This window comes from Deferrisoma palaeochoriense (assembly GCF_054656955.1).
Window position 1 is genome coordinate 1 of sequence record NZ_BAAHXI010000077.1, and the last position, 15,867, is coordinate 15,867.

The 15,867-nt window shown below is 70.6% G+C and carries 4 protein-coding genes; all 4 read right to left on the bottom strand.

What is annotated here, in order from left to right; all coding sequences use genetic code 11:
• A partial coding sequence (locus tag ACYQ8L_RS16285) for a hypothetical protein (RefSeq protein ID WP_459942866.1) occupies positions 1-2,511 on the bottom strand: 2,511 nt, incomplete at its 3' end.
• Positions 2,512-2,541: 30 nt separating this feature from the next.
• Positions 2,542-10,536, bottom strand: a complete 7,995-nt coding sequence (locus ACYQ8L_RS16290; protein WP_459942867.1) for a CxxxxCH/CxxCH domain c-type cytochrome — start codon at positions 10,534-10,536, stop codon at positions 2,542-2,544.
• Between the two features lie 111 nt (positions 10,537-10,647).
• The gene (locus ACYQ8L_RS16295) at positions 10,648-14,232 is read right to left on the bottom strand and encodes an Ig-like domain-containing protein (protein ID WP_459942868.1); all 3,585 of its coding nucleotides are present in this window, start codon (positions 14,230-14,232) and stop codon (positions 10,648-10,650) included.
• A gap of 26 nt (positions 14,233-14,258) precedes the next feature.
• A partial coding sequence (locus ACYQ8L_RS16300; protein ID WP_459942869.1) for a hypothetical protein occupies positions 14,259-15,867 on the bottom strand: 1,609 nt, incomplete at its 5' end.

The following is a 15,867-nucleotide window of genomic DNA, read 5'->3' on the forward strand; positions in this document are numbered from 1 at the left end:
CCCGTTCTCGTTCCCCAGGGCGAAGCTCACCCGAGCCCCCTCGATGGGGTTCCCCTGGAGGTCCAGGAGCTTCGCTTTCACCCGGCTCGTGGACCGGCCGTCCGCCGTGAGCCACGCGGGCTCCGCGGTCATCGTCAGCACGGCACGGTCCTCGATCCCCTTCTGGGCCCGGGGATAGAGCTCGATCGCCACGGTGGAGGCCACGTAGGTGTTAAGCCACCCGGCGCCCACGTCGCCCGTGGTGAGGTCCTTCGCCACGACCAGGGCCGTCTTGGCCGCAAACCCCGCCGTGTAGGTCGCCGTGACCTCCCCGAAGGCGTCGGTCACCCCGCCCCATTTGACCTCCACGTCGTCCACGTCGTCGATCCGGGCCTCTTTGTCCTCCAGCCGGCCCCCGCCCACCACGCCCGTGTACTCCTCGGTGGTGGAAAGGGTGAGGGCGAGTTCGTGGCCCGAGACCGGGTCGCCGTTGGCGTTCTCCGCCTTCACGGTGAGCCGGGTCGTCGCCTTCTGGTCCGCCGGGAGGAGCGCGTCCCGGGCCGTGACGAAGAGCCGCACCCGGGTGTCGAACGATACCGGCCGGCCCGCGGGCTGGGTGGTCACGTTCCCGGCGTCGTCCGCCAGGTGCACGACCACCGGCACCTCGGCCCCCTCGTCGTCCCACCCCACGGTGTAGGCGCCCCGGTAGGTCCCGGGCTCCGCCTCGGCCATGGCAATCCCCTCGGCCACGCCCGGGAGGTCGAAGGTGGCGTAGCCCCCGGGCTCGCCCGTGAGGGTCACGGTGAGCACATCCCCCGCCACGAGCTTGCCGCTAAAGCCGGCCACGGCGAACCCGTCGTGCTCGGCCGAGGCGATGACCGGCGGGGTGGTGTCGTTGAGCGTGTCGAGGCCCACCACGGCGAGCTCCGGCCCGGCCCGGTCGGCCGACCCGTAGGCGTCGGCCACGTGCACGACGACCCGGTGCAGCGCCTTCGTGGGCCCCACGTCGGCGTCGGTCACGGTGTAGGTGCCGGTGTACCGGCCCGTGCGGCCCTCTTCGGTGAGGGGGAGGGCCTGGACGAGGGAGCCGAGGTCCGCGGTCACGGCGGCCCCGCTCTGGGCCACCGCGGTCACGGTCACGGTGTCGCCGGGCTTCGCGGGCTTCCCGAAGGGCTCCACGGTCACGCCCGTGATCGCCGGGCCCTCGCCGGGGGCGGCCTCGGCCGCCACGACCTCGCTCGGGGCGCTCCGGTTCCCCGCCCGGTCCACGGCCACCACGGCGTAACGGTATTGAAGGCCCGGCACCACGGCCGTGTCGGTGAAGGAGAGTTCCCGCGTCGCCTCATACGGGGCGCCCCCGAAGTCCGGGTCGGCCCCCTCGCCCCGGAAGATCTCGTAATGGTCCACGTCGGCCGAGGGGCTCGCCTGCCAGGAGACCTCGATCTCCCCCGGCCAGGGCGACGAGGCCAGGATCCGGCCGGCCGGCACCGGCTCGGGGGGCGTCGTGTCGATGGTGATCGCGGGCCCAGAGAGGCTCGCTTTCTCCCCCGTGGCCGGGTCGGTGAGCGCCCCCGTGAGGGCGAAGGTGCCGTTTACGCCCTCGGGCACGGCCACCTTGCCCACGTACACCCCGTCGTCCACCTCGGCCATGGCCACGTCCGCGGCCACCCCGGCGATCGTGAACGAGGCCTGGGCGTCCGGGCTCCCGGTCAGGGTCACCGCGATCTCCTGGCCCGCTCCCACGAGCGTGCGCTCCGCGGCCACGCCGGCCACGGCGAGGCCCGGTCCGGCCCCGGTCAGGGTGAACTCCCTGAGGAGAAAGCGGGTCATAGGCGACCAGGTCCAGGGGGTTCCGTCCCCGTCCGCGCCCACCTCGGCGCCCAGCACGATCCGGGCCGCCCGCTCGGCCACCCGCACGAACGCCACCCGGGCCCGGTCGGGCTCGGGAATCGGGTCGCCGCCATACCGGTATCCCTTGAGCACCCGGCCGTTCACCAGCACGCGGTTTCGCGTTGGATCCCCGTCCCAGGTGAGCGTCACCCGCAGCTCCTCGCCCGGTCGCGGCAGGGGGCACGGAAACAGCTCCCCCCACACCCGCTCCTCGCCCACGAAGTAGAGGGTGGGCCGCCCGTCCGCCGTACGGTTCCAGGCCACGGAGAGCGCCACGAGGCTCCGGCCCTGGGCGTCCAGGAACTGGACGAGCCCGTCCCAGGCGGAGCCCTCCGGCCGGGGTCCCGTGTACTCGAGCGCCAGGGTGAGGCTCCCCGAAACCGGGTCGAGGAGCGCCGGCCGGCCCGCCAGGTCCACGGCCACGGCCTCCTCCACGCCGGCCGTGTCGTCGGCCAGCGCCGAGCGCCACCCGGGCCCGGTCCGGCCGGTTTCCACCCGGCCGCCCTCCACCCGCACCGGCCCGGCCGGGCCCTCGGCGGGGGCCGCCCGGAGCCGCACCCCGGCCCCGGCGGAACCGGCCAGGAGGGCCGCCAGGCCCCAGGCCGCGAGAAGAACCTTCCACGTCGCACCACGCGTCCTCATGGCCTCACCTCTTCCGCTTCTCCGGCCGGCTCACCACGGCGTCACCTTGTTCCAGCCGGGCTCGTCGCCCGAATCCATCACGTTGTCGCCGTCGGCGTCCACGAACCGGTGGCAGTTCTGGGCGCTCCGGGCGTAGAAGAACTCCTTGTTTTTCCCGGCCGCCTGCACGCTCGCGCTGAAGATGTTGGTCGTGGACCAGTTGATGTTCGACCGGGCGTACCCGCTCGTCCAGTCGGGGTCGTTCTTGAAGTTGTCGTCCCAGGTGTTGTGCACCCCGTCCAGGCAGTTCGTGATCATGAGCTTCGGAAGCCGCGAGGCGTGGGGGTTGTGGCACTTGGAGCACGGGAAGTTGTGGTACTTGGTTTGGGCGGTCGAGGTGCTCTGGTCCACGCCCCAGACGCTATTGAAGTTGCTCCCCCGACCCGCCTCGTAGGCGTAGCGGACCTCGTTGTCGGAGTAGGAATGGGCGTAGGGGTAGACGCCCCGGTTGTTGTCGGTGGTCATGTTGGAACTCGCGGTGCTCTGGCTGTTCCCCTGGTAGTTTCGAAGCCCGTACATCCGGTCGCCGTCGGCCCCGCCCGACCCGTTCATCTGGTAGCCCATCTTGGGCTGGGTGTAGCTCGTTCCCTCGCCCCGGGTGGACGGGCTGTAGATGTTCGCCTTGCGGCTCCCGGTGCCGCCGATCACGGCGTTCGAGTGGCCGTTGGTGCCGACCCAGAGCCCCTCGCCCACCTTCCAGTCCATGTTGTCCACGTCGGTGCCGTGGCACAGGGTGCAGAGCCCCGCCGAGGCCGAGAGGGTCCAGTTGGGCGGGTAGGTGCCGTTGCCGGTGTTCGTCATGTTCTGGTCGATCATCCACCCGCCCAGGAGGTCGGCGTTGTCCATGCCCGCCGCGTTCGAGTGCCAGCCCCGGGGCACGGCCCCGAAGTTCTCGGTGAACGAGTAGTAGTTGTAGGCGCCGGTGGGCGCGCCGTCCTCGTAGTACGGGCTCCCCATCCACGAGCCGCGCAGGTGGGGCGGGCCCGACTGGCCGTCGCCGTTCGCCCGGTTGAGGTCGTGGACGTCGTGGCAGTAGGAGCACCGGATGTTCCCCACGGCGTCCTTCGTCTCGGTGTAGTTGTAGGGTCCGCCCGAGAGGTCGGCCGTGCCCGCGGTGAAGTTTACCGAGTGGGTGGACTGGATCGGGCCCGTCTTGTAGCTGAACAACGACTCGGCGCTCGACCAGGTGGCCGTGGTCCAGTTGGAGGTGTTCAGCGACCCGAAATCATAGTTCGGATAAGTGCCGTTTGTGTCGGTGTTCGTACCCCACTCGCTCACGCCCACGTTGGCATGGCAGTTCCAGCAGATCTCCGCCTCGGTCGTGCCGGTCGTGGCGCTCCCGCCCAGGTGGATGCCGCCGTGGGAGTACGTGAGCCCCAGCTGGGTCTGCATATTCATCGTGGTGCCCGACCCGTCGGTGCGGTTGTTCCAGCTCGTCGGCGGGAGCGGGATGTCCACCCCGCCGGCCGCGCCCACGTGGCCCGTGTGGCAGGCCGAGCAGTCGCCCGCGGCCCAGGTGGCGCCGGCGCCGTCCGCGTCGGTGTGGGGGCTCGCGGCGTTCACCTGGGGGGCGCCGCTCGCCCCCCCGTCGTCGTGGCACGACGAGCAGTTCACGCTCGGCACGTCCCCCGAAACCCCCTGCAGGGTCCAGGCGGTCGTCACGAACGAGTGGCTCCCGGCAGAGGCGCCATCGTAGGCCGCGTGGCAGGCGCTGCACCCCGACAGGCCCGTGCCGTTACGGCCGAACGAGGTTCCGTTCACGTTCATCGTGATCTGGGCGTCGCCGTGGTTCGAGGTTTCCCCGGCCGACTGGTTCCAGTCGGCCGTGACACTCGCAAACGTGTACCCGGCGGACTCCAGGGCGTGGCAGTCCTTGCACTCGTAGTTCGTACCCGTGGCGTGGGCCCGGGGCCCGCCGTCGGTGCGGTGGGTCACCCCGGCGTTCCAGCCGTTGGTCCAGTCGCCGTGGCACCCGGCGCACTCGGTCCCGTTCGTGGCCGCGGCGTTTTCGTGCCACTTCCTCGACCAACTCTCCCCCACGGTCTGCTCCAGGTGGCAGCCCGTGAGGCTCGGGGCGCAGGTGGGGGGCGTCCCGTCGGCAAAGCCCACGTTGGCCGCGAACTGGATGGTGGGCGCGCTCAGATCGGCCGTGCCGTTCAGGTGGGCCGTGGAGGGGTTCGCCGTGTGGCAGGTGGTGCAGTCGGCCGTGTTGGCCCCGCCGTTGTACGGGAAGCTGTCGCCGTGCTGCACGCCGGAGACCGCGGGCACCACGTCGTGGAGGCCCGTGGTGGGGTTCGCGAACCCGCCCGTGTGGCCGCCGGGGGTGTGGCACATGGTGCAGGTGGACGCGCCCGCGTCGTACCACCCGAAGGTGCCGTCGGTCGTGAGCTTGTTGTTGTGGCAGTCCACGTTGGCGCAGGTGTCGGCCGCGTTGTCGTACACCCCGTCGTCGGCCGCCTTGCTCCAGATGGTGAACATGCTGTTCACCTCGGCCGGAAGGCTCGTGGAGTGGTCGGCGTCGGCGCCCGGGGTGTTGTGGCAGTAGGAGCACAGCTCCTTTTGCTTCTGGTCGGAGCTCAGACCCGGGTTTTGGGCCGTGTTGTCCGTGAGGAGTTCGGCCAGGGTTTCCCCGTACACGTGGGAGGCCAACTGCTCCAGGTGCTTGGGGTGGCGGCCGGCGGTGTTCTCGGCCCGGGCGTTGGAGCTGTCGGGCCAGTAGTTGTCGGCGCTCGCGCCCGTGGTGCCGCCGCCGTGGCAGCCCGAGCACCCGCTCGGTTTGAACGCGCTGTCGTGCTTGTGGCACCCGGAGCAGTCGCCGGGGTTCCCGGTGCCGCCCGGGTGGGTTCCGCCGGACGCGCTCGTGTCGTCCACGAAGGCGAAGGGGGTGTCCACGCCCGGGGTGCCCTCGTGGCACTCCTGGCAGATACTCGAAAACGGGGCGTCGCTGTCGGCGTAGCTCGTGCCCGCCGGGCTCTGGCCCGTCGTGTCGTCGGTGAAGGCGAGGGCGGTCTGCTCCGTGGGCTCGGCCGGCGGCGGCCCCCCGGGCAGGGCGAACTGGGCCTTGTCGTAGAGTTCCCGCTGGATCATCGAGAGGTTCGCGTCGTCGCCGTGGGGGTCGTGGCAGTTCACACACTCGGGCGCGAAGCTCCAGGTGTACTTGGGTGCGTATCCCGCGGCCGTCATGGCGGCCGAGGAGTGGGTGGTGAAGGTGGAGATGTCGAGGTTCGTCCGGGGCCCGATGGTGCCAGGCACGTGGCAGCCCGCGCCCGTGTAGGAGCACGAGAACTGCACGCCCCCCGTCCCGGCGTCCTGGTCCTTCAGCCGGAAGGGATTCGCCCCGGTCAGGCCGGCCGAGGTGTCGTGGTCCACCCCGGTGTCGTGGCAGTCGGTGCAGGCCTTGCCCTTGGCGCCGTGACCGGCCGTGGCGTACTCGCCCGAGGTGGGTACGTCGTTCACCTTCGACTGCACGCCGTCCCCGAACGAGAAGTTGTTCGCGTCGGCCACGCCGGTCTTGGAGCCGTTCACCCGGCTGTGGCACACGTCGCAGGCGATGGGCCCGGCGTCGGTCCAGGCCGCGGAGCCGCCGCCGTGGCAGTTGGCGGCCGAGCAGGACCCGGCCGAGTAGGTGAACGCGTCCAGGGTTCCGCCCTGGTTGTCGTCGTCCACGTCGTAGACGCGGTTTAAGTGGTTCGCCCGGTTCGCGATCGTTCCGCCGGTCGCGGTGGCGTCCTGGGTGGTGGGCCAGTGGCACACCGAGCACGCGAACCCGTTGGCCGCGACGTGCTTCGGGTGCTTGTTGGCCTTGGGCGTGCCGTCGGCGTAGGCCGGGGTGGCGTCGCCCGCCCCGTTTCCGTGGCAGCTCCAGCACGACGCCGTCTGGTCCCACTGGAGCGCCTGGGCCGGGGCCTCGGTGTAGGGGGCCGCCGTGTCGTTGCCCGGGCTGTGGCAGTAGGTCCCGGAGCAGGTGTCGTTGGGGTCGCTCAGGGCGTCGCCCACCGTGACCGTGCCGCCGTAGGCGGAGTTCGCGTCGAGGCGGGAGTCGCCGGCGTTGAAGGCCACGTCGGCCTGGCCGTTGGCGTGGGAGGGGTAGATCACGCTCGTGCCGTCCAGGGTGGTGCTCACGTGGCAGGTGGCGCAGGCGAACCCGTAGCCCGCCGCGCTCCCGGCATGGGTCGGGTGGGCGAAGGTCCCCGGGGGCGCGGCCGCGGTCGCCCTGTGGCAGGTGCCGCAGGCGGCCGTGCCGTTCCACTCGGGCGTGGTGTCGGTGCCCTGGTCGGCCGCCGGGAACCGGGTCGCGTCGTCGCCGTGGCAGTACAGCGTGTTGCAGGTGCCGTAGGTCGCCGTGTCGTTGGGACGGCTTCCCTTGGCCAGGCTGTACGCCCCGTTGGGGTTTAGGCCGGCGTCGAACACCACGTCCACGTTGTTCCGCACGGTGCCCGGGCTCGTGGTCATGAGGTTGTTGAACTCGGTGGCCGAGGCCACCCCGGTTTCGTTGTGGGTCCCCGCGTTCTGGTGGCATTTACCGCAGTCGTACCCGGCCGTGGTCACGTGCTTCGAGTGGGCGTTGGTGGCCGGCGGGAACCCGTGGCACCCGTCGCACTGGAGCGGCATGAACCCGTCGGCCGTTCCGCCCGCGTTCGAATCGTAGTCGTGGGCGTGGCAGGCGGAACAGTCGTTCCCCTGCTCGTTGGAGGTGTAGTCGTCGAGTTCGATGTGGTTCCCGTCGGTGTTGGTCAGGGCCGTGGAACTGCCCGGCCGGTTCGCGTCGATGTGGCAGGCCACGCACATGTTGTTGGACTGGGTGGCACCGTCGTCGAAGGAGTTGGGGCCGCTTTTCGCCTCAAACACCACCGGGATCACCGTGGTCCGGTCGGCGCCGGTGGTGGGCACGGCGTGGTTCTTCACCTCCAGGGACGGCCGGACCATGTAGATGTTCGCGGTGTTGTTGGCGTTTCGGGTCATGCCGTGGGGCTCGTGGCAGGCCTCGCAGTTGTACCGGAACGCCTCGGCGTTGGGGTCGTGGGTTGGGCCCGACGTGAACGAGGTGTTCTGGTTGCCGTGGGTCGAGACCTGCCTCGTGGCCGGGGTGCCCAGGGTGGTCTGGTGGCAGGCGCCGCACAGCCCGCTCACCGTGGACCCCGTGGACACGGTGTTCACCGTGGCCCGCAACCGGTTGCCCGCGAAGGTCGTGTCGTCCGCGTTGTTCACGTGGGCCGAGGCCGTATCGTGGCAGTCGCCGCAGGCCTTGTTCGCCGCGGGGTTCCCCGAGGCCGGGTAGGTGCCGCTCGGCCGGTTGTGGCCGGTGATCTCGGCGCCGTAGCTCGCATCGTCGCCCAGCACGTCGGGCGCCGTGCGGCCCGTGCCGTCCGGGAGGGAGGTGGCCGGATCGGTGCCGTTGTGGCAGTTCACGCAGGGGATCGCGTTCGACGTAGTCCAGTAGGTCTTGGCCAGATCCCGGCCCACCTGCCCGTTCACCGAGGCTGTGGAGTGGCAGTTGTCGCAAGCCGCGGTGGCCGCGAACGAAACCCCGCCCGTCATCTCCACCGAGCCGTTCACGTGGGTGGCCGAAATGTTCACCGCACCCGGGTTGATCGCGCCGTACAACTGGCTACCGATGTGGCACTGGGCGCAGTTCGAGATATCCCCGGAGTTGTGGCACGAGTTGCAGTTCGCCCCACCGTGGCCGCTCACTAGCCTCGGCCCCCAGACGTCCTTGTAGTGGCGCGGATGGCCGTGGGAGTTCACCTCCTTCGCCGGCGTCGTTGTGTTCTCGCCAAAGCTCCCGTGGCAGGTTCCGCAGTTCCCCGTGGTCGTGTCGGTCCAGATCGGGGTCTGGTCGGTGCCTCCGTTGCCCAGGCTCACCCCGTGGCAGTAGATGTTCGTGCACTCGGAGGTCGCGTTGTTGAAGGCCTCGCCGCCGAGGCCAGCGATGCCGGCCTGGGTGAGGTCGAAGGCCACCAGGGCCGGATCGGTCAGGCTGCCCCGGGCGTGGTCGGGGCTGTAGGTGTTGGCCGTGGCGTTCTCGCCGGCGTGGCAAGTGCGGCAGGGGTAGTTCTTCTGGGGCGCGTCCGGGTTCTCGTGGGCCCAGTGGCTCCCGCCGTCGGCCTGGACGTAGCCGCTGATCACCGAGTTCAAGTGGCAGGCCTCGCACTCCTCGCCGGTGTCGCCGATCTCCCAGGTGCCGGCGTTGGCCGGGTAGCCGTTCCGGGTGGCCTCGGTGCTGGCCGTGGTCTTGTAGGCGTCGAGCCACACCGGGGCCGAACGCTGGGTCTGGGTCGAGTCGCCCTTGCCGGTGATGCCGATCGCCGAGTCGTCGGGGTTGTGGCAGGTGAGGTTCGAGCAGGTGTTCGTGCCCGTGTCGTAGGTGCCGCTCGGGTTGAACGCCGGGTTGAACGCCACCTCCACGTTGGCCGAGGGCACGGGGGTACCCTGGTCCGAGCCCCAGCCGCTCTGGTTGTGGTTGTTGTTGTAGTGGCACTCGGAGCAGGCGTAGCTCATCTTGTTCACGTGGGTGTCGTGGACCCCCACGGCGTCGGCGTTGTCGGGATGGGCGTCGGAAGCCGTGGGCGGGAACCCGTGGCACGCGTCGCAGGCCTGGGCCGCGCCGAAGGTGGTGGCCGAGTTGTGGCCGTCGTGGCAGCCGTTCCCCGAGGCGCAGGTGGTGGCGGTGAGCGTTCCGCCCAGGTGGTTCGTGCCGCCGGCGCCGTTGTCGTTGAGGCTCTGGCCCGCCGGGATGACGTTGTGGCAGTTGGTGTTGTCGCAGGTGCCGTTGGTGGCCCCGAAGAGGTACCAGTCGCCGTTGTATTTGACGTCGTCGTCGGGCAGTTGGGTGTCCTCGCCGGCCACGGTGCGGCGGATCATGGTGTCGTTCTGGAACGTGGCGTCCGCGGCCGCCGTGCCGTGCTGGTCGTGGCAGTCCAGGCAGCCGGCGCTGCGGCCCGTGCCGGCGTCGCCCCCCGCGGCCGGGGTGGGGGTGTGAGGCGCGTGGCCCGCGTGGCAGTGGCGGCAGTTGGAGTAGAAGTTCGTGCCGAAGGTCGAGGTGCCGGCCGCCGTGTCCTCGGCCAGGGTCGCCTTGAGCCGGGGCGCCGGGTCAAAGACGCGGTCGCCGTTGGCGTCGTGGCGGAGTTCGTGGCAGGTGTCGCAGGTGACCCCCACCTTGCCGTGGCCGTAGAGGCCGTAGTTGTCGGTGAGCCCCCCGTTCTCGTCCTTGGTGTGGCACACGTCGCACTCGGTGAGCCGCACCGTCTGGTTCGTGGCCGGCTGACCCGAGTGGCCCGAGGTGTTCTGGAGCACCAGGAGGCGCTCTCCGTCGGGGCTCGCGTGCTTTCCGTGGCACCGGGTACAGTAAACCGGGTTTTCGCCCACGGCCACGTCGTTCAGGGTGATCTTCGCGTTGGAGGCGCCGTGGCGGGCCGGGGCGTTGTACCCGTTGATCGCGCCGCCGTCGGCGTCGTGGCAGTTGGCGCTCTGGCAGGTCTTGGTGGAAAGTTCGGCGTCCGAGAGGTTCAGCGGGCTCCCCACCAGGGTCGTGGCCGGGTCGAGCAGGGTCTGGGAGGCGTCCACCCCGTGGATGTTGGCGTTTCCGGCGCCGTCCGAGGTCATGCCGCTCACGGTGTGGCAGTCGAGGCAGTCGAAGGCCGTGGCATCCTGGGCAAAGGTGCTCCTGGTGACGTCCACCGGGTGCTTCGACAGGGACGTCGCGTCGAAGTCGTGGTACACGCCCTTCATGCGGTCGCGGTTCGCCACGGAGACGGCGTTCTCCTCGTGGCAGAACAGGCACCGCACCACGGGGTCGGTGTCGGTGATGCCCAGGTCGAAGGTCTTCTGGGACTTCTTCAGCAGATGGGTGCCGGCCACCATCTTGCTCGCGCTCACGGCGTGGCAGTCGTAGCACAGCGCCCCCGGCGGATAGTGGGTCGCCCCCGAGGGCACCGCCCACGCCACAACCGCCGCCACGATCGCACCAACCCAGGATCTACGATTCATCGGTTCCCGCCTCGAAAAGTCCGAACGTCTCGTGACGCGTAACGGGTGACTGGTGATCCGTGACGCGTGACGGGTGACCGGTGACGTTCCCCCGTCCCCCGTCCCCACGTCCTAACGTCCCAGCGTCCCAACGTACTCGTCAGCCCACACGTCCTCGTCGATCTCCACGTAGCCCAGGGTGTCGCCGAGTTCCACCCGGTCTCTGCGGTGCTTCACCCGGCGCACGAAGGTGCCCGCCTCCGGCGCCGCGAGGGTCCAGGTACCCTTGCGGCCCTCCAGCACGACCAGGGGCTGGCCCTTCGTCACCTCGTCCCCGGGCTCCACCAGCCACTCGGCCACCCTCACCCGGTCGCGCTCCTGGCGGTCGGCGAGCCGCGGCACGAACACCGTGCCGTAGATCCGCCGGAGTTCCTCCTCGGTGGGCGCCCGGCTCGTGTGCCGCGCCTCCACGATCACCGTGCCCGGCCGGGACCCGGCCCGGAAGGTCGCCTGGCCCTCGCCGTTGCGGTCGGTCAGCACCTGGGCCGGGGCCACATCGCCGCTGCCCTGGAGCACCGTGAAAACCACCGGCACCTCGTGGTTCGGGTTGTCGTGGATGTCGGTCACCCGGATCGAGAGCGCCGTCTCCCCGCCCGTGGGCAGCCGGTCCGCTCCCGCCACGAGTTCGATCTTGGCCGGCGCGTCGGCCATGAGCACGATCTGCACCGCGGCCGTCACCCCCCACGCCTCGGCCGACGCCGTCACCGTGACCGCGCCGATCGCGGTGCCCGCCCGGTACTCGGCCTCTGCGATGCCCCGCTCGTCGGTGCGCCCGCCCCGCAGCACCCGAAGCCGGCCGTTCTCGTTCCCCAGGGCGAACCGCACCCGGGCCCCCTCGATGGGGTTCCCTTGGAGGTCCAGGAGCTTCGCCTTCAGCCGGCTCGTGGACCGGCCGTCCGCCGTGAGTTTCTCGGGCTCGGCCGTGAGGGTGAGCACGGCCCGGTCCTCCATGCCCCTCTGGGCCCGGGGATAGAGCTCGATCGCCACGGTGGAGGCCACGTAGGTGTTGAGCCACCCGGCTCCCACGTCCCCCGTGGTGAGGTCCTTCGCAAGGAGCAGGGCCGTCTTCGCCGCAAACCCCGCCGTGTAGGTCGCCGTGACCTCCCCGAAGGCGTCGGTCACCCCACCCCATTTGACCTCCACGTCGTCCACGTCGTCCATCCGGGCCTCTTTGTCCTCGAGTCGGCCCCCGCCCACCACGCCCGTGTACTCCTCGGTGGTCGAGAGCGTGAGGGCGAGTTCGTGGCCCGACACCGGGTCGCCGTTGGCGTTCTCGGCCTTCACGGTGAGCCGGGTCGTCGCCTTCTGGTCCGCCGGCAGGAGCGCGTCCCGCGCCGTGACGAAAAGCCGCACCCGGGTGTCGAACGATACCGGCCGGCCCGCGGGCCGGGTCGTCACGTTCCCCGCGTCGTCCGCCAGGTGCACGACCACCGGCACCTCGGTCCCCTCGTCGTCCCACCCCACGGTGTAGGTGCCCCGGTAGGTCCCGGGCTCCGCCTCGACCATGGCAAGTCCCTCGGCCACGCCCGGGAGGTCGAAGGTGGCGTAGCCCCCGGGTTCGCCCGTGAGGGTCACGGTGAGCACATCCCCCGCCACGAGTTTTCCGCTAAACCCCACGGCCGAGAAGAAGTCGTGCTCGGCCGAGGCGATGACCGGCGGGGTGGTGTCGTTGAGCGTGTCGAGGCCCACCACGGCGAGTTCCGGCCCGGCCCGGTCGGCCGAGCCGTAGGCGTCGGCCACGTGGACGACGACCCGGTAGAGCGCCTTCGTGGGCCCCACGTCGGCATCGGTCACGGTGTAGGTCCCGGTGTACCGGCCCGTGCGGCCCTCTTCGGTGAGTGGGAGGGCCTGGACGAGGGTGCCGAGGTCCGCGGTCACGGTGGCCCCGCTCTGGGCCACCACGGTCACGGTCACGGTCTCGCCCGGCTTCGCGGGCTTCCCGAAGGGCTCCACGGTCACGCCCGTGATCGCCGGGCCCTCGCCGGGGGCGGCCTCGGCCACGACGATCTCGCTCGGGGCGCTCCGGTTCCCCGCCCGGTCCACGGCCACCACGGCGTAACGGTACGCAAGGCCCGGCACCACGGCCGTGTCGGTGAGGGAGAGTTTACGGGTGGTTTCGTAGGCGGCGCCCGCAAGGTCCGGGTCGGCCCCCTCGCCCCGGAAGATCTCGTAGTGGTCCACGTCGGCCGAGGGGCTCGCCTGCCAGGTCACCTCGATCTCCCCCGGCCAGGGCGACGAGGCCAGAATCCGGCCGGCGGGCACCGGCTCGGGGGGCGTCGTGTCGATCGTGACCGCGGGGCCCTCGAGGCTCGCCGTCTCCCCCGTGGATGGGTCGGTGAGCGCCCCCGTGAGGGCGAAGGTGCCGTTCACGCCCTCGGGCACGGCCACCTGGCCCACGTACACCCCGTCGTCCACCTCGGTCATGGAAACGTCCGCGGCCACCCCGGCGATCGTGAACGAGGCCCGTTTGTCCGGCGCGCCCCGCAGGGTCACGCCGATCTCCTGGCCCGCGCCGTAGAGGGCCTTCTCGGCCCCCACCTCGGCCACCGCGAGATCCGCCACGGTCACCGCGATCTCGGGCGGGTATTTGCTCTCCACGTCCCCGCCCCGGCCGTCGCTGAACACGGCCGTCACCGAGTACCGGTAGGTCTTCCCCCGTTCGGCCGTGGGGTCGGTAAACGTGAGGTCGTAGACCCGCTCGGGCGTCAGCCGTTCGAACCGGCCGCTCCCCTCCCGCCGGTACACCCGGTACCCCTGGTTCACCCCCCGCACCTTCGGCGGCTCCCAGGTCAGCGTGACCCCCTCGGGCCCGATCGCGGCCCGGAGGTCCTTCGGGTCGTACTCCGGCCCGTGCACCGCCGACACCGGCACGGCCGCCTCGTCCACCGCGATCACGAAGTTGTCCAACACGGCGTTGGCCAGGGGCGAGGTGGCCTCCACGTCCCCGGGCTCCCAGTTGACCCCGAACCGCACGGTTCTCACCCGCGCCAACAGGTCCCCGAAGCGGTGGGGCACGTACCGCGGAGGCAAACCCGCCCGGGCCTCCACCTCGTTGGCGACCCTTCGGGGATCCGGATCCACCTTGCCCAGCACCCCGTCGTAGAATTTGGGCTCCGTGTCCTGGAGCCGGCCGTCCACGTACAGCTCATACCGGCCCCCATCGTCGTCCCACGTGAGCTCCACATGGATCCACTGCCCCGGGACCACGGGCTCGTCCAGGAGGATCCAGGGGCTCCACCAGGCGATCCCCTCCTCGAAGTAACGTCCCCCGGCCAGAAAGACCATGGGCCGGGCGGGGTCGTAGTGCGACGTCCAGTCGATCTGCACCAGAAGGAGGGTCCGGCCGGCGGCGTCCTGCAGGGCGAACACGCTGCGTTGGTCCCGCTCGAGGTCCACCGGCAACCGCTGGATGTCGAAGGCGATCACGCCCCGGTCCGCCCGGCCGAGATCCACCGCGGCCTCCACCCGAAGCGGATTGCCCACCCGGAACCCCATGGCCGGATACGTCCACCCGGTGCCGTCCCGACCGGCCACCCGGCCCTCCGGGGCCCCGTGGGAGAACGGCTCCCGCAGGCGCTCCCCGGCCCAGCCCGTTGCGGCCAGAATCACCGCCAGGAGGGCGGCGGCGAATCCTCGGCAAAACTTTCTTCCGCTCATTCCCCTCTCTCCTGCCGACGCCGGCATCACTGGCCCACGTTCAGCCGGTGCCAGCCCGAGGTCGTGCCCTCGTTGCGGTGGCAGTTGTTGGCCTGGCGCACGCTGGGGGTCGCCCGGCCATTGGCGGCGGTCCAGTTGCTCACGTTCTTGTCGAGGCAGTTCGTGATCAGGAGCGCGGGCAGGCCCGTGGCGTGGGGGCTGTGGCACTTGGAGCACGGGAACTTGTGGGCCGTGGCGTTCACCCCGTCGGTGCCGATGCCGCTCGCGCTGTACCAGGTGCTGTACTGGCCGCCCCTCGTGGTGCTCCCCGGCGTGCCGCCGTACCACCCGGTGTTCCGGGGCGGCGAATACTGCCCGCCCCGTTTGGCGGGTTTCAGGTTGTTGAAGCTGGACCGAAACGGCCCAGAGGAATCCGCGCTGCTGCGGTTCCCGTACTCGAACACGTTGACCCCCTCCTGGTGGGCCATGTAGAGCCAGCTCCCGGTGGTGCGGCGGGCGTCGAACAGGTTCGAGGCGTTGGCCCCCGTGCCGCCCAGGGTGGAGTTGGAGTGGCCGTTGCCGAACCTCCACAGGGAGCTCCCCGTGTAGTAGTCCATATTGTCCACGTCGGAGCCGTGGCACAGGATGCACAATCCCGCCGTCTCGGCCAGGGTGTCGTAGCTGGGGTCGTCCGTGGGCCGGCCGGAGTTGGCGTCGATGAAGTACCCGCCCTTGTTCCGGGACACCGGGTCGGCCCAGAGCCGCGGCACCGGTTCGCTGAACGCCCCGCTCTCCCCCCGGCTCGTGTTGTTGAACGAAAACCGGTTCCCCGCGCTCAGCGGGCCGGGGCCGCCCGTGGTGGGGTAGCTATACCCGGCCAGCGGCGGCACGTCGGGGGGATAGGGGTTCCCCATCCACGTGCCCCGAAGGTGGGGCCGCCCGGACTGGGTGTCGTTCACGGCCTTATTGAGGTCGTGCACGTCGTGGCAGTACGAACACCGGATCTGGGCCCGGCTTTCGAGGGTCTGGGCCCCGGTGGTCCGGATCACGTTGCCCGACCCGTCCACGTTATTGGCCACGCTGGAACCGGGGTTCGAGCCCACCGTGAAATCCACCGAGTGCACCGAGGAGATCCTCCGGCTCAGGGCGAAACTCGGGGTCGTGGCGGAGTCGTGCTGGTAGCCGTCCTTCCGGTACATGCCGTTACCCGACGCGTCGACCCAGTACGGGGTCAGCGTGGTCCAGCCCGAGTCGGAGTAAAGCCACCCGTAGTTGTAGGACCCGCCCGTCTGGCCGTTCACGTCGACGATCTGCACCACCGGGAACGAAGCCCCGTTCGTGTCGGCGTTGTAGCCCCACTCGTTGATCGTGTCGTCGGTGCCGTGGCAGTTCCAGCAGATCTCGGCCTCGGTCGTGCCCGAGGTGGCCGTGCCGCCCAGGTGGATCCCGCCGTTCGCCGTGTAGTCGATGCCGAGCTGGGTCTGCATGTTCAGGGTGGTGCCCGAGCCGTTGTCCCGGTTGTTCCAGCTCGTGGGCGGCAGGGGCACGGTCACCGGACCCGAGTGGCCCGAGTGGCACTTGTTGCACTGGACGTCCCAATCCGTGGCGTTCGAAAGCGCATCGCCGGTCGTCGCCTTGAGGTGGGAGCCGTAGGCC